The 15,381-nt window shown below is 64.9% G+C and carries 13 protein-coding genes; 6 read left to right on the top strand and 7 right to left on the bottom strand.

Translation table 11 applies throughout. The annotated features are described in order from the left end of the window. Nucleotides 1-150: 150 nt before the first annotated feature. Nucleotides 151-1,029, bottom strand: a complete 879-nt coding sequence (locus G7026_RS13585; RefSeq protein ID WP_181071444.1) for a LysR family transcriptional regulator — start codon at nt 1,027-1,029, stop codon at nt 151-153. A 109-nt stretch (nt 1,030-1,138) separates the two neighbouring features. Here G7026_RS13585 and G7026_RS13580 point away from each other — a divergent pair, with 109 nt between their 5' ends. The 3 genes from G7026_RS13580 (at nt 1,139) to G7026_RS13570 (ending at nt 4,201) form a co-directional block, all read left to right on the top strand. Further along, entirely contained in the window at nt 1,139-2,491 is a 1,353-nt protein-coding gene (locus tag G7026_RS13580; RefSeq protein WP_181071443.1) for an acyclic terpene utilization AtuA family protein, read from the top strand. Then, nucleotides 2,491-2,811 (top strand): AtuA-related protein, encoded by a 321-nt coding sequence (locus tag G7026_RS13575; protein WP_181071442.1) that lies wholly within the window; start codon nt 2,491-2,493, stop codon nt 2,809-2,811. The genes G7026_RS13580 and G7026_RS13575 overlap by 1 nt, the downstream gene beginning before the upstream one ends. A gap of 82 nt (nt 2,812-2,893) precedes the next feature. Continuing rightward, the gene (locus G7026_RS13570) at nt 2,894-4,201 is read left to right on the top strand and encodes a CitMHS family transporter (protein WP_181071441.1); all 1,308 of its coding nucleotides are present in this window, start codon (nt 2,894-2,896) and stop codon (nt 4,199-4,201) included. A gap of 56 nt (nt 4,202-4,257) precedes the next feature. Here the strand turns inward: G7026_RS13570 and G7026_RS13565 are convergent, their stop codons facing one another. Further along, the gene (locus tag G7026_RS13565; RefSeq protein WP_181071440.1) at nt 4,258-4,692 is read right to left on the bottom strand and encodes a DUF1810 domain-containing protein; all 435 of its coding nucleotides are present in this window, start codon (nt 4,690-4,692) and stop codon (nt 4,258-4,260) included. A 105-nt stretch (nt 4,693-4,797) separates the two neighbouring features. On the opposite strand from G7026_RS13565, the gene G7026_RS13560 reads away from it, so the two are divergent. Then, on the top strand, nt 4,798-5,658 hold the full coding sequence (locus tag G7026_RS13560; RefSeq protein ID WP_181071439.1) for a pirin family protein: 861 nt from the start codon (nt 4,798-4,800) through the stop codon (nt 5,656-5,658). A 7-nt stretch (nt 5,659-5,665) separates the two neighbouring features. Here G7026_RS13560 and G7026_RS13555 read toward each other — a convergent pair whose 3' ends face one another. The 4 genes from G7026_RS13555 to G7026_RS13540 all read right to left on the bottom strand — a co-directional run bounded on the left by G7026_RS13555 (nt 5,666) and on the right by G7026_RS13540 (nt 9,318). Beyond that, nucleotides 5,666-5,965, bottom strand: coding sequence for a hypothetical protein (locus tag G7026_RS13555; RefSeq protein WP_181071438.1), 300 nt, complete (start codon nt 5,963-5,965; stop codon nt 5,666-5,668). 198 nt (nt 5,966-6,163) lie between these two features. Beyond that, entirely contained in the window at nt 6,164-6,508 is a 345-nt protein-coding gene (locus G7026_RS13550) for a YdbL family protein (RefSeq protein ID WP_181071437.1), read from the bottom strand. An 8-nt stretch (nt 6,509-6,516) separates the two neighbouring features. Beyond that, nucleotides 6,517-6,708: a YnbE family lipoprotein gene (locus G7026_RS13545; RefSeq protein ID WP_138407643.1), complete on the bottom strand. Its 192-nt coding sequence runs from the start codon at nt 6,706-6,708 to the stop codon at nt 6,517-6,519. 15 nt (nt 6,709-6,723) lie between these two features. After that, complete coding sequence (locus G7026_RS13540; protein ID WP_181071436.1) at nt 6,724-9,318, bottom strand: YdbH domain-containing protein; 2,595 nt, start codon at nt 9,316-9,318, stop codon at nt 6,724-6,726. 563 nt (nt 9,319-9,881) lie between these two features. Between G7026_RS13540 and G7026_RS13535 the strand changes: the two genes are divergently transcribed. Further along, nucleotides 9,882-10,235, top strand: a complete 354-nt coding sequence (locus G7026_RS13535) for a tetratricopeptide repeat protein (protein ID WP_181071525.1) — start codon at nt 9,882-9,884, stop codon at nt 10,233-10,235. 51 nt (nt 10,236-10,286) lie between these two features. Then, complete coding sequence (gene rmuC / locus G7026_RS13530) at nt 10,287-11,762, top strand: DNA recombination protein RmuC (RefSeq protein WP_181071435.1); 1,476 nt, start codon at nt 10,287-10,289, stop codon at nt 11,760-11,762. 7 nt (nt 11,763-11,769) lie between these two features. Here the strand turns inward: rmuC and G7026_RS13525 are convergent, their stop codons facing one another. Beyond that, a complete protein-coding gene (locus G7026_RS13525) occupies nt 11,770-15,246 on the bottom strand; it encodes a hybrid sensor histidine kinase/response regulator (RefSeq protein ID WP_181071434.1) in 3,477 nt (1,158 codons plus the stop codon). Between the last annotated feature and the right edge of the window lie 135 nt (nt 15,247-15,381).

The raw sequence follows: 15,381 nt of genomic DNA, 5'->3' as shown, positions 1-15,381 counted from the left end.
TTACCCTGGAGTCTGATTGCGGTGATGGAGGGCCGTCGGTCAGCGCCTCGAGGAGCACAGCCGGCGCAGGCGCTGTACCTCGCGCTGAGCGCGAGTAAGGCTTTGGATGCTGATTCCGAGGACAGCGAGGCGGGGTGATGCCCTATGCGATTACCGTTCGGTTTGTTCCAGGATTCGCATCAGGCAGCTGATAAAAGCCTTCATCGAAGGCGTCTGGCGAAATGGTTTTCGCTGTAGCAATCCGAGCGTACGCCGTGCCGGCTGCTCGACTGGCAGTACCGCCAGCCCTTCGTCGATTCGCAGGAAGGTTGTGCAGCTAGCGGGCAGCAGCGAGAACCCCAGGCCCTCGCGCACCAGTGCGGCGGCAGTGCTCATGTGGGCCGCCTCCCAGGCTGGCGTCACCGGCATTTCCAGATAACGTAGGGCCGCATCGACAAGGGGGCGGATGCTGGTGTCGCGTGTTAGCGCGATGTAGGGCAGACGCTTCCAATCATCCGCGTGCGAGTGTTCCTTGCGAACCAGCAGCGCGAGGTTGTCGTCAACCAGGCGTTCGAACTCAAGCCCTGAAAGGTCCTCGGGTAACGAGCTGATGCCCGCGTCGACTTCGCCCTCCTTGACCCATGCCAGTATTTCGCCGGCTCGACCGTCTCGCAGCGAGACCTTCACGCCTGGGTAGCTTTGCGCAAAGGCAGCTATGACCTTGGGCAGAAACGAGGCCGCTGCCGTTGGCAATGCCGCCAGGCGAATCGTGCCGCGGCTGAGGTTCAGTGTTTCGCGTGCATCGCGTACTGCATCGTCCATGTCACGCAGCATCCGTCTGGCCTGTGGCAGGAAATGCGCTCCGGCCGGGGTCAGTTCGACGCTGCGGGTATTGCGGGCGAGCAGTTGCAGGCCGAGCGCTTCCTCCAGCTTGCGAATGTTGTAGCTCAGCGCCGGCTGGGAGAGATGAAGCTGCTCGGCCGTACGGGTGAAGCTCGACGTCTCGGCAATGAGGATGAAAGCCCGCAGTTGGCGAAAGCTGATATCCATGCTGACTCTTTAATAAAAAATATGGATCAAATCATCCTACATTTAAAATTCACAGAACAATCCTTGCATCGCACTATGGCCACCAACCCATGCTTACGGCGTGAGAGCGATGACAAGAACAATTCATATCGGATGCGGAGCGGGCTTCGCCAATGATCGGCCCGACGCAGCATTGCATCTGGCGCGGGACCTGGCACGACGACCGGGGCAACGCTATCTCATGTTCGAGCTGCTGGCTGAGCGCACGCTGGCCGAGGCGCAGTTGCGCAAGCAGGCCGATCCCGCCAGTGGCTACGCGGCGCGCCTGTTCGATTTTTTCACGCCCGTGCTGGATATCTGCCTTGAGGCTAAGGTTCCGGTCATCACCAACGGGGGCGCCGCAAATCCTCGTGCTGCGGCCGAACGATTGCGGGCTGAGCTGGCCGGCCGACGTGCCCAGGCAAGGATCGCCTGCGTGCTCGGTGATGACCTCCTGCAGATGGATCGTCGACGTCTTGGTGACTGGCTAGCACTAGACAACCCACAGGACGACCTGGTCTCAGTCAATGTCTACAGCGGCGCTGACGGCATTGCCACTGCGCTCGCCGAAGGCGCCGACGTGGTGCTCTGCGGCCGGGTCGCCGATCCGTCGCTGGCGGTCGGCGCGATTCGCCACGGCCTGGGCTGGGCCTGCGACGATTGGCAGAAAATGGCCATCGCCACCGTGGCCGGGCATCTGCTCGAGTGCTGCACCCAGATCACCGGTGGCTACTTCGCCCATCCCGGCCTCAAGGAAGTGCCTAATCCCGCGGGCCTGGGCTGCCCAATCGCCGAGATCAGCGAGGACGGCGGGCTAGTGATCACCAAAGTGCAAGGCTCGGGCGGCTGCGTCACCGAGCGCACGGTCAAGGAGCAGTTGCTCTACGAGGTGCACGACCCGCGCCGATACCTGACGCCCGACGTCATCCTCGACCTGGGCGAGGCCCGGGTGGTAACCCTCGGGGCAGATCGCGTCGCGGTCAGCGGCATTCATGGCCATCCGCGCCCCGACACGCTCAAGTGCCTGGCCGGCGTCCGCGGCCTGTGGTTCGGCGAGGCGGAGATTTCCTATGCCGGCCCCGGTGCCGTGGCCCGGGCGAACCTCGCGCGCGAGATCCTGCTGCGGCGTTTCGACCAGTTGGCCCCGGGCGTGCAGCCCTGGATCGACCTCAGCGGAGTCGCCAGCCTTTTCAACGACGGGCGTGGCGACTATCTCGCACAGCGCCTGGCGCAGGCGCCAGAAGTGGATGATGTGCGCGTGCGCGTCGGCCTGGTACTGCGCGATCGTGGCCTGCTGGAAAGACTGCTGGCCGAGGTGGAGGCGCTCTACACGAACGGCCCGGCCGGCGGCGGAGGCGTGCGCCGGCACGTCGGCGAATCCATCGTCACGCGCAGTTTCCTGATTCCGCGCAACGTCCTCGAAACGCGCCTGGAGTGGTTCTGATGACAACCGTGATCCTCGCCGACTACGCCCACGCCCGCGCCGGCGACAAGGGCAACATCCTCAGCATCGCCGTGTTTCCGCTGGACCCGGCGCACTACGCCTGGCTTCGTCGCGAACTGACCGCCGAACGGGTCGCCGCACAGTTCGCCACCCGACGCCCGTCGCGCGTGCAGCGTTATGAGGTCGCCTCGCTCGCGGCGCTCAACTTCGTGCTGGACGACGCGCTGGAAGGCGGCGTCAACCGCAGCCCTGGGCTCGACCGGCACGGCAAGAGCCTGAGCTACCTGCTGCTCTCGATGCGCCTGCCGGCGCCGGGTTGACGGCGCGCGCAACTGTTCCAACCCACCGGACCCGACTCGAGAGGCCGGGCCGAACAATAAAAACAATCAAGAGGCTTCGAACATGCTCACCGCACTGGGATTCTTCATGATGCTCAGCATCATCGGGCTGATTTTGCTGCGCAGGATAAGCCCGATGGTGGCGTTCACCACGATTCCGGTCGCCATCTGCCTGCTGGCCGGCTTCTCGCCGCCGCAAATCGGCGAGTTCATCAAGAACGGATTGGTCACGGTCGCGCCGACCGCCGCGCTCTTCCTGTTCGCCATCCTGTACTTCGGCATCATGCGTGACCGCGGCTTGTTCGATCCGCTGGTCAACTTCCTCATCCGGCGTACAGGGGGCAAACCTCTGGCCGTTGCCCTCGTCACCGTGGTCATCACCGCCGTGGTTCACCTGGACGGTGTGGGGGCGGCCACTTTCCTGCTGACCATTCCGGCCCTGCTGCCGCTGTACAAACGCCTGAACATGAGCCCGACCATGCTCCTCCTGCTGGTCGGCACCACCGCCGGGGTGGGCAACATGGTGCCGTGGGGTGGTACCACCGCCCGGGCGGCGGCGACCACCGGCCTCGATGCCACGGAGCTCTGGCTGGGACTGATTCCAGTGCAACTGGTGGGGTTCGGCTGCATGCTGCTCATCGCCGCCTGGCTCGGTCTGCGTGCGCAGCGGGCGATACCGGTGTCCCTCGGCGCCGCGTCGAGCTTCGATCCCGACCTGGCACCGCCGGAGCGGCGGGAGCACGCGCTGTCGCCGCAGGGCCTGCGCTACTGGTTAAACGTGGCGCTGACGGGGGCGATCCTCGCGTGCCTGTTCACCGGGATCTTTCCGCTCTATGCCTGTTTCATGGTCGGTCTGGGCCTGGCGCTGCCGCTGAACTTCCCTTCGCTGAACGAACAGACCGAGCGCATCAAGGCGCACGCCGCCGATGCCCTGCAGATGGTCATGGTCATGATGGCCGCCGGCGTGCTACTGGGTGTGCTGTCCGGCTCGAAGATGTCGGATGGCATGGCGCTGGCCCTGATAGACATCCTGCCGGGCGGTTCGGCTCAGTACCTTCATTTGGTCATTGGTGCCTTTGGCGTACCGCTGGGAATGATCTTCTCACCAGATGCCTACTATTTCGCCCTGCTGCCGGTGATTCGTGACGTCGCGACCGCCGCGGGCGTGCCGTTGGAGGCCGTGGCGCGCGCCATGCTGATCGGTGAGAACACCGGTTTCGCGATCAGCCCGGTGGTTCCCAGTGTCTACCTCGCGCTGGCGCTCGCGGGCGTCGAGTTGCGCAAGCACATCGCCTACACATTCTTCTGGGCCTGGGGTGTGAGTCTGGTGATGCTCGTCTTCGCCATGGCCATTGGTGCAATCCGGTTCTAGCGGGCTGGGCGGAAGGCCCCGTATGTCGATCTTATGTTTGCTTCGGCGCAGGGCCGTTACCGGGCTCCGCCACCCAGCAGCCTGAGGCTAGCTTCGTCCGGTTTGCCCGCGAAGTAGCGCTCCAGTGCCCGCTGAAACAAGGTTTTTTCCGGTGCGACGCGGGCGAACAGGGTCATGCAGGAGTGCAGCTTGAGGTCGTCGGGAGAGCCCAGTATCTGGTGCGCGGTGAGAGTGTCGTGTGACAGCAGGGCAAGGGTGCACTCCTCCAGCCTGGGGCCCAGCAGAGGGTGCTGGAGGTAGGAGAGGGCTTCTTCCCGGCCCGACAGCGCATAGCGGCGAGCTATTTCGCTGCGCCCAAGGCCGGCGAGTTGTGGAAAGATGTACCACATCCAATGGCTCTGTTTGCGGCCGCTGCGCAGTTCCGACAGCGCGCGGGAATAGTCCGCTTCTTGAGCCTCCACGAAGCGTTGCAGATCGAAATCGGCGCTCATGCCTGTCTCCGTTTACCGGTGTGCCTGAAGCGTTTGAGCACGGATCCCGGGCATGGATTCACTGCGGTGTCCGGTTCGAGCCCTGCGACCGACCAGGGGAAAGCCATGACCTCGCGTTCCGTTATACGCCAATACCCCGCCTACCGTGACGACATCGGCGAGCTGGTGACGCGCCGGCCGCTGCCGGGGCCGGGCATCGATCAGCTCGATCCCTTCCTGTTTCTCAACCATCACGGCCCGCAGCGTTATGCGCCGGGCAATCGCGGCTTGCCCTTCGGCCCGCATCCTCACCGGGGGTTCGAGACGGTGACCTTCATGCTCGCCGGCGAGCTGGCGCACCTGGACAGCGGCGGGCACGAGAGTGTCATCGGTGCAGGCGGGGTGCAGTGGATGACGGCCGGGTCTGGGCTGGTCCATGCCGAAGTGTCGCCGGAGTCGTTCAAGCGCAGCGGCGGGCCGCTGGAAATCCTGCAGCTGTGGGTGAATCTACCGTCCCGCCTGAAGATGACCAAGCCGGCTTATCGCGGGCTGATCCGTGACGAGATCCCGGTCATTGCCCTCGATGAAGGTCGCGTACGGGTCAACTTGGTCTCCGGTGAGTTCGGCGGGCGCACCGGGCCGATCGCGTCGTTGACCGGTGTCGCGATGATGACGGTGGAGATGCAGGCCGGCGGTAGCGTGACCCTGCCGGCCCCGGCGGGGCGATCGGTGTTTTGCTATGGGGTCCGTGGGGCGCTTCGGGTCGCAGGCGTGGCCTGCGAGCCCCATCATCTAGTCCAACTGGACGACCAGGGCGAGGGTGTCCATGTGCAGGCCGATGGCGAGGCGGTGTTGCTCTACGGCCATGCCGAGCCGATCGGGGAGCCCGTGGTGGCCCACGGCCCCTTCGTCATGAACAGCCGCGAAGAAATCAGCCAGGCGATTCACGATTACCAGAGCGGCGCGTTCGGTGAGGTATCGCTCTAGCGGCCGGTCATTCAGGCGCGGAGAGCATCGAGTGGATGTCGTTGCGTATGGTGCTCAAGGCGTCCCGGCTGGTCGGGTCTTCGCCAGCGAGGCCCGAGGCGGTGATCAGGATCTCCCAGAGTGTTTGCTCGAGCTCCTGAATCCGTGCCTGATGCTGCTGCGCCTCGGCAATGGCGTGGCGGCCTTCCTCCAGTTGCCGCTCGAGCCGTTCGATGGTTTCGTAAGCGGTATGCAGCATGGCGCCAGCCTCGTCGCTGCGGTTGGCGGAGGCATCGAGTAGCCAGTTCTTGATAGTGACGTTTTCCATGACAGTCCCTCGCCATCGTTGTAGTCGAAGTTGGGCGTGATCACTGAATCGGGAGTGTAGACTTCATTCGTTTCCGTTGCGCTGTCACGCTCTGGACTCTTTACCCCTGCAGGGCGCGGCTGCCGGGGCCTGAACAAGAAAGCCCCGCTCAAGGGCGGGGCTTTCTTGTCGTTCGGTTGTGCCCTGAAGCACAGGCAGTTATTTCTGAATCCAGGTTCCGTTGAGCTGAATGATCTGGCCGGCAGGGGTCTTTTCGATGGCTTTCTTGCCGGCGATGGCTTCTACGTCCTTCAGGCTGATGCCGTTCTTTTGCGCGACACGGTGATATTCGGCGCGGCGGGCCTGGTTGATCTGTGCGGCGATCTCTTCGGCCTGGCCGCCGGGCTTGACCACGCCCAGGTAGCCGTCGGGCTTTTCGCCAAGCTGGCCGCTGGCCTTGGCATCGCCCAGGGCCGACATCGCTTCGTTGAGACTCAGGGCTGCCGCGGGCAAGCTCAGGCACAGGGCTAGCAGCAGGGTTCCCAGTTTTACGGTGGTTTTCATCGGGGGCCTCAGAATAGTCCGCTGTTTTCGTTGATGATCGAGTCCAGAGCCTTGTCCACACGGATATAGATTTCGTGTTCGATCTTCACGTTCAGGTTGATGTTGATCGGCTCGTTGGGCACGGCCAGTTCCACCCTGGGGGTACAGGCGCTGGCCAGCAAGGCCAGCAGCAGAATGGTCAGAGGTTGGCGCAACCGCATGCGGTGTCTCCTGTATCAGGGTGTCGTTGGTGCATTGTCGCGTTGCAGACGCTCCTGCACACGCTGCTGGATGGTTTCGCTCACTCGGTCGGACAGTTGCAGGCTGGTCAGCAGGGCAGGGATGTCTTCTTCCAGATTGATGTTGAAGTTGATCGGCCGCCCGCCCTCCAGAGCCGGGTTGCGCCCCTGCAGACGCAAGCCCAGCTGCAGCTTGCCGCGCTCATCATAACGAACGTCGCTGTCCAGGACTGAGTAGTGGAAGTCATCCAGCGCCTCGGTCACCAGCCCCATGGCCGGGTTGGAGCGGCCCAGCGCCTGAATCTGCGGCGAGCGGAACTGCAGGACGCCGCCAGGCTCACGCGCTGCCAGTTTGCCGCCTTCGATACGCAGGCCCTCGCCGCTGCGGTGCACTTCGAATCCTCCATCCACCAGTCCGCTGCCCTGCAGCCCTTCGGCGGGGTAGGCGATGAACAGCTGCGACAGCTGCAGCCCCTCGATGGCGACGGCGACCTTCTGCTGCGCCGCCGACAGATCCAGACTGCCGGGCTCGATGGATACCGTGCCGCCGAGGACCCGGCTCTGGGCCTGCTGCCAGCTGAGCGTACCGGCTGACAGGGCGTCGAGGCTGGCCTCGTAGCGGCCCTGCGCCTGCAGCGGGCCGAAGGCTATGCCCGGATTGGCCTGTTCCAGCTGCAGCTGGGCCATGTCCAGGCGCAGGCGATTGGCGGCCAGCGCCAGTTCCAGGCGCGCGTCTAGGCCGGTCAGTTCGGTCCGGTCGTAAATACCGGCCAGCCCTCCTGCGGTTAGGCGGGCGTTTGCCTGCAGCGGGGCGGCATCAGGGGGAACGGTCAGCGAGAGATCGCCCTGCAGGCGTCCGCTGTTCAGCTCCAGAAGTGCAGGCCAGTCGTTGAAGGTCGACGCCAGCGGGTTGCTGGCGCGAAAGAACAGATCCTGAAGCCTGGCTTTGAGGGTCAGCGGTCCGCTCCAGGGCTTGCGCAGGTTGGTGACGAGCACGAGGTCGCTGTCATTGGAAAGCGGCCCGTCCAGCAGCAGGCGCGTCTGGTCCGCATCGAGGTTTGCTTGCCAGCGCCAGCCCTGGGTGCGTAGCTGCGCCTGTTGCAGCTCCTTGACCTGCAGACGCGCCGGGCCTTTTGCCTGCGCTTGCACGATGCCCTCCGGGGCGAGACGGGCTTGAATCGCCAGTCCGGACAGGTCCGCCAGCACACCGGAAAGGCTGACCGGGCTGTCTGCGGCGATGCGAACCCGTTGCGCCGCAAGGGTGGACGCCTTGTTCAGGGTCAGGGTGAGCTGCTCGCTGCTGGCTTGCCCGCTCAAGCGCAAATCGGCGGTGAGGCTCGTGAGCGTGGTGGGCGGTAGGGTCAGGGCCTGGGCCTTTAGTCGCAGCCTGCCCTGGCTGATATCCGTGCGATAAGGTGCCCGGGCCGAGAAGCGCAGTTGGGCTTCGAGTTCGCCTGCCAGCGGCCCCCCGGCGATGAGCCTGACGGCGACGGGTAGTCGGTCGTCAGCCACTTCGGCGGACAGCGGCTCGGCCGTTAGCCTCAGGCGATCGCTGCGCAGCTCGGGCGGTAGCGCCTCCAGGAGCGAAGCTTCGGGGGCCAGATTGAGGTCGGCAGAGAGCGAGGTGGGTGCCCACTGGCCATCAACGCCGCTGGCGGCGAGCTCCAGCCGGCCCTGCACCTGGCCAATACCGACGAGGGGCCAGGCACTGGGCAGCGTGGCGGCGAAGCTGAGGTCGCCGCCCCAGGCGCTTCCCTCTGTGGGAAGCTCCCCTTGCGATCTGGCATGCAGCGCCCAGCCGGCACCGAGCCGCATCTCCCCCGGGGTGGCAGGCAGATCGATCGCCGCGCTTGCCGTCCAGCGCTCCAGCCAGGGCAGCAGCCAGGCGGTCTCGGGCAATTCGGACATTGCCAAGGTGCCGCTCCAGCGCAGGTCTTCGTCGAGCCAGGCAAGCCTATTGGTGGCATTGAGTCGCGGCTGTTCGTTCAGCGCCAGTTGCAGGTCCAGCCCATACCCGTCTGGCTGCTCGCTCATCTGTGCGGCCAGGGCGATCCGGTGGGCATCGCGTTCGAGACTGAGGTCGGCCACGAGCTGCGTATCTTGCCGATGCCAGTTGAGGGCGCCGGCCTCGGAGCAGGGCTGCTGTTCGGCGCAGGGCAGGGTGACCGTCAAACTGTCGATCCGGCCACGCTCGGGCAGCCATGCGGCAATCGATCGCAGCTGGTCGCGGTCCGGCAGCATCAGGGAGGCATTGGCGGTGGGTTCGTCTTTGATGCCGGGCTGCCAGGCGAGGGATAGCTCGGATACCACCAGTGAGCGAATCGGAAGCGGGGAGCGCCAACGGTCGATGCGCAGGTCGATACCCTGCAGATGAACCTTGAGCAGCGCGCCGTTTTCGCCGTGCTGGCGTACGTCCAGCTCGTCTAGCCGCAGACCGCTCAAGGAAGGAGACAGACCGCGCCAGTCCAGCTGCTCGATGCCGTTTCGCTGCTTGAACAGCTGCCACTGGCTCCACCCGAACCATCCGGCCGCCAGGGTGAGCACGATCAGCAGGCCGAGCAGGGAGACCAGAATGCGACGCCGCCGAGTCATTGCAGCTCCGTGGAGACAAAGACGACAGCATAAGCAGGCAGTTGCCGCTTGGCGACATGCACAAGATTCGGGCACGGAAGACAGTTGTAAGACCGCAAAGTTCCCTTATTGCCGTTCGTCGGAAAGGCTGCGGCCCTGCTAGGACGGGGCTCACAGGCGGTGCCCTGAACTTGTGCACATTTGCGAAACGGTCTGTCAAGTGCATATGACAAACTGACGCAAGCACCAGGCGTTATTAGAATTTTATATAAATTATTGAAAAATAAGGACTTTTAAGGCTGGTGAAAAAAGCGCCAGATTGTCTGCGGCCCCCGTTGCATCGGGGATAGCGGCACTTGCCACCGGTTTGTCCACTGAGTTATCCACAGGTTCTGTGGATTAAAAAAAGGGTGTGACGTAGATCGCGTTTCAGTCCGTTTGACAAGTCTTTTACTCCTGAAAAAAAGGAGTAGAGTGCGTCCCCCTGTTCAGCCAACCGCCTACTCGACTCCATGAGAACGCGTTCCTTCAGCTCCGCCGCTTCGTCCAATCCCGCTTCCGAATCCACCTCGCCGCGTATTCGTATGGCGATGTGGCTGCTCGATAGCCAGCGCCTTGGGCAGACCGACAGTGTCAAACGCATCGCCGGCCGGCTGCTGAAACAACCTGCCCGTGAAGGCGTTGTCGAGGCGCAGAGCCGGCTGGGCCGTTTGTTGTGCCGGGACTGCGACAGTAAGCGCGATCGGCGTATAGGTTTCGAGCTGCTGCGCCAGGCAGCGCGTGCTGGCGACCGTCAGGCCCAGTTCGAGTTGGGCCAGCTCTATGCCCAGCCCCGTCACCATGAACCGGCGCAGGCGCGCCACTGGCTGGAGCTGGCTGCCGCACAAGGCTCCAGCGAAGCCCGGTTGCTGCTCAACCGCCTCAAGCCCGGCGCCTGACCCTATCCTGCCTGCTGGGTATACTGCCGGGCTATCGCGCGGGAGTTGCCCATGTCATTTGATCCGCTGATTCTAACCGCCGGCCTCGGCGCCCTGTGCGCAGTGCTGGGCGGGTTCGCCTGGGTGCTGGCGCGCTGCCTCGCGAATGTGCGCAGCGAGCAGGCGTTGTTCGAGGAACGACTGGCGCAGGCGCAACTCGCCCAAGAAGGGCTCAGCGCGCAGCTCGAATCCAGCCGGCTCGAGCAGGAGGAACTCAACGAGATCAAGGCCGCCCAACAGGCCGAACTGGCCGCGCTGCGGCGCGAGGCCGAACTGCTGCAGCTGCAACGCCAGGAAGCGCGCGAAAACTTCAAAGAACTGCAGGCCGAACGTAGCCAGCAGCAGACCGAGCTGCGTGACCTGGGCGCGGCTCACGCAGCGCTGACCGCCGAGCTGAAGGAACAGCAGAACGCTCACCAGCAACGCCTTCAGGACCTCCAGGCGGCCCGCGACGATCTGCGCGCGCAGTTCGCCGAGCTGGCGGGGCGTATCTTCGACGAACGCGAGCAGCGTTTCGCCGAATCCAGCCAGGAGCGCCTCGGCCAGCTGCTGGACCCTCTTAAGGAACGCATCCAGGCGTTCGAGAAACGGGTCGACGAAAGCTACCAGAGCGAGGCGCGCGAGCGTTTCTCCCTGGCCAAAGAGCTGGAGCGCCTGCAGCAGCTCAACCAGCGCCTCGGTGACGAGGCCACCAATCTCACCCGCGCGCTGCAGGGTCAGAAGACGCAAGGCAACTGGGGCGAGCTGATCCTCGAGCGCGTGCTCGAACATGCCGGGCTCGAGAAGGGCCGCGAATACCATACCCAGGTCAGCCTGCAGAGCCCCGACGGCCAGCGCTTCCAGCCGGACGTCCTGATCCATCTTCCCGGCGAGAAGCAGGTGGTGGTCGACGCCAAGGTCAGCCTCACCGCCTACCAGGCATCCACCTGTGCCGAGTCGGATGGCGACCGGACGCTGGCGCTCAAGCAGCACGTGCTGTCGCTGCGCAACCACCTCAAAGGGCTCTCGTTGAAGGATTACCAGCGCCTGGAAGGGCTGCAGAGCCTCGACTTCGTGTTGATGTTCGTGCCCATCGAGGCGGCCTTCGCGGCGGCCCTGCAGGCCGATCCCCAGCTGTTCCAGGAGGCTTATGCGCGCCATGTGGTGATCGTCAGTCCGACGACGCTGCTGGCCACGCTGCGGGTGATCGACAGCCTCTGGCGGCAGGAGCGGCAAAGCCAGAACGCCCGCGAGATCGCCGAAAAGGCCGGCGCGCTGTACGACAAGTTTGCGGCGTTCATCCAGGACCTGGACGAGATCGGCGGGCGTCTGCAGCAGCTCGACAAGGCTTACCTCGCCGCGCGCAACAAGCTCACCGATGGCCGTGGCAACCTGGTCGGACGGGCCGAACAGCTCAAGCTGCTCGGCGCCCGCGCCAGCAAACGTCTGCCGTCGGACTGGCTGGAGCGCGCCGGGGCCGAAGCGCCTGTGGATTCCAGCGAGCCCTAGCCTTGGCTCAGGACAGCGTCAGGTGACGGCTCATCAGCGCGCGTAGCGCTGCCGGCTTGACCGGTTTGGCGAGGAACTCCAGCCCCGCGGCATGCACCGCTGCGATCAGCTCGGGCCGGCCGTCGGCGCTGATCACCACGCCCGGCACCGGCTCGCCCAGGCGCGTACGCAGCCAGGCCATCAGCTCCGTGCCGGTTTCCCCTTCGTCCAGGTGATAGTCCACCAGCGCCAGCTGCGGTCGCACGTCGTCGTCCAGCAGATGCTCGCATTCGAGCCGGTTGCGTGCGGTCCAGACCTGACAGCCCCAGCGTGACAGCAGGCTATGCATGCCCGTGAGGATGCTGCCCTCGTTATCGATGCACAGCACCTGGGTGCCGGTCAGCGCTTCGTGTACCGGGTCGAGGCCAGCGTTCGGCTTGGCCAACGTCGAGTGATGTGCGATCGGCACAGTCACGCTGAATACGCTGCCCTTGCCCGGCCAGGAGCGGACCTCCAGGCTGTGGCCCAGCACCCGGCAGAGACCGTCGGCGATCGCCAGTCCCAGTCCCAGGCCCTTCTCGGCGCGCGTTTGGTGGCTGTCCAGGCGTTTGAATTCCTCGAAGATCTCGCTGCGCTTGTCTTCCGGGATGCCCGGGCCGCGATCCCAGACTTCCAGGCGCAGTGCATTGCCGGTGCGGCGCACACCGAGCACCACGCGGCCGTTGGCATAGCGGAAGGCGTTGGTGAGGAAGTTCTGCAACACCCGGCGCAGCAGCTTGATGTCGCTTTCCACCCGCAGCCGGCTGCCGTGATAGCGGAAGTCGACGCCCTGCTCGTGGGCCAGCGCCGTGAACTCGGCGCCCAGCGTGTCGAACAGCTTGGAGAGGGCGAAGGGGTTGCGCTCCGGCGTGATCCTCCCGCTTTCCAGGCGGGAAATGTCCAGCAGGTCGATGATCAGGTCTTCGGCCGAGCGCAGCGAGCTGTCGAGGTGGCGCACCAGTTGCTGAGCCTCGTCCGGGAGGGCGTTTTGCTGGTGGGAGAGAGCGGCGGAGAACAGCCGGGCGGCGTTGAGCGGTTGCATCAGGTCATGGCTGACGGCGGCAAGAAAGCGCGTCTTCGATTTGTTGGCCGCCTCTGCGGTGCTCTTGGCTTCGCTCAACGCCTGGTTCAGCTGCGACAGTTCATGGGTGCGCTCGCGTACGCGCTGCTCGAGGCTTTCGTTGGCTTCCTTGAGCGCCTGTTCGGCTTCGCGGAAGGCAGTGATGTCGGTAAAGCTCATGACGAAACCGCCGCCGGGCATGGGGCTACCGATCAGCTCCACCACGCGGCCGTTGGGGAACAGCCGCTCGGAGGTGTGCGCCGCGCCTTTTTCCATCCAGTAGAGACGCTTGCTGACGTGCTCTTCGATGTCGCCCTGACCGAGCAGGCCACGGCTGGCGTTGTAGCGGATGATGTCGGCGATCGGCCGGCCCACCACGATCAGCCCTTCGGGGTAATCGAACAGTTCCAGGTAGCGATGATTCCAGGCCACCAGCCGCAGCGCCTTGTCGGCGACGCTGATGCCCTGGCTGATGTTCTCGATCGCGCCCTGCAGCAGCGCGCGGTTGAACTCCAGCACCTCGGACGCCTCGCCGACGATGCGCACCACGTCCTCGACTTCCATTTCGCGTCCCTCGACAGCCGCCTTGACCACCGCGCGGGTGGAAGAGGCGCCGAGCACGCCGGCCAGCAGGTGTTCGGTATGGGCTATCCACTGGGCATCGGCGGGTTGCTTGAGTACGAAGTCATTCCCCTGGCGATAGGCGAAGCGGTGGAAGCTCTGCTGCGCCCGTTCGGCGCCGACGAAACGCGAGGCGAGGGCGAGCAGATCCTGCACCTGCACGGCGAGGAGCCTGCGGCCGCCCTGCTGGGTGTGGATCTCCTGGCCGATGAAGCGGCTTGCCTGCCAGTGCTCGGAAAACCGCGTCCGGCTGAGGATCGAGACCCAGAAGAACAGCGCCACGTTACCCGACAGCGACAGCACCGTGCCTTGCGTCAGCGGGCTGATGGACAGGCGCAGGGCGTTGCTTTGCAGCCACTCCAGGCCCGGGAAGTGGTGCAGGGACCAGCCCAGGCGCAGCGCCACCAACGGCAGCACCATGGTGTAAGCCCAGATCAGCGCGCCGGCTGCGAGCCCGGCGAAGACGCCGCGCTGGTTGGCCGGCTTCCAGTACAGCGCACCGAACATCGCCGGAGCCAGCTGGACGATCGCGGCGAAGGCGATCTGGCCGATGGTAGCCAGACTCGCCGTGGAACCCAGCAGACGATAGGCGACGTAGGCCAGCAGCAGCATCACCACGATGCTGACGCGGCGCACCGTGAGCATCCAGTAGCGGAAGGCCTCGAATGGCCGGTCGGTGTTCTGCCGCCGCAAGAGCCAGGGCAGCAGGATGTCGTTGGACACCATGGTCGACAGCGCGACGCTGGCCACGATCACCATGCCGGTTGCCGCGGAGGCCCCGCCGATGAAAGCCAGCACGGCCAACCAGCCGTTTTCGTGTGCCAGCGGCAGACTGATGACGAAGGAGTCAGGCACGATTCCGGGCGGCAGGCCCATCTGACCGGCAAGGGCGATCGGCACCACGAACAGGGCTGCCAGCGCGAGGTAACAAGGGAATACCCAGCGCGCCAGGCGGAAATCCGCCGGATCGGTGTTTTCCACCACGGCGACATGGAACTGCCGCGGCAGGCAGATGAAGGCCATCAGGGCCACCATCGTCTGCACCAGCATCGAGGGCCAGCTGACCGTTTCCTGCCAGTAACCGGTGAGCTCCGGCGCGGCGCGCGCCTTGTCGAGCAGATCGCCGAAGCCGTCGTAGAGCCCGAAGGTGACGAACGCGCCGACCGCCATGAAGGCCAGCAGCTTGACCAGGGACTCGAAGGCGATCGCCAGCACCATGCCGCGGTGGTGTTCGGTGACGTCCAGGTTGCGGGTGCCGAACAGGATGGTGAACAGCGCCAGGGCCAGGGAGACGATAAGCGCCGTGTCCAGCGCGCGGGTATCGACGCGTTCGGCGCTGCCGCCGCTGAGCAGGTTCACGCCGAGCACGATGCCCTTGAGCTGCAGCGCGATGTAGGGGAGCACGCCGACCAGGCAGATCAGCGTCACCACCACCGCCAGCGGCTGCGACTTGCCGTAGCGGGCAGCGATGAAGTCGGCGATCGAGGTGATGTTTTCCTGCTTGCTGATTACCAGCATCTTCTGGATGACCTGCGGCGCGAAGATCAGCAGCAACAACGGGCCGAGGTAGATGGGGAGGAAAGTCCAGAGCTGCTCGGCGGCCTGACCGACCGCGCCGAAGAAGGTCCAGCTGGTGCAATAGACGGCCAGCGACAGGCTGTAGACCAGCGCGCGGGTACGCGGCGACATGGGCTCGCGGCGGCGATCGCCATAGAAGGCGATGGCGAACAGGATGGCCATATAGATGAGGGCGACCAGAGCGATCAGCCCACCGGACAGCGACATGCGGACTCCAGAGCAGGAAAGACGTCAGGCGGTGCCGCTGCAATGCGCGGTGGCCCGCAGCGGCTTGTAGCACGAAAAGTCGTTAAAGTTTCGCAGCAAATATTCCATGCAACCCGGGGCTGCGACCATGGTCGC

The sequence above is a fragment of the Stutzerimonas azotifigens genome (assembly GCF_013522725.1).
GTDB classification, from domain to species: domain Bacteria; phylum Pseudomonadota; class Gammaproteobacteria; order Pseudomonadales; family Pseudomonadaceae; genus Stutzerimonas; species Stutzerimonas azotifigens_A.
This window is presented reverse-complemented; position numbering and strand designations above follow the sequence as displayed.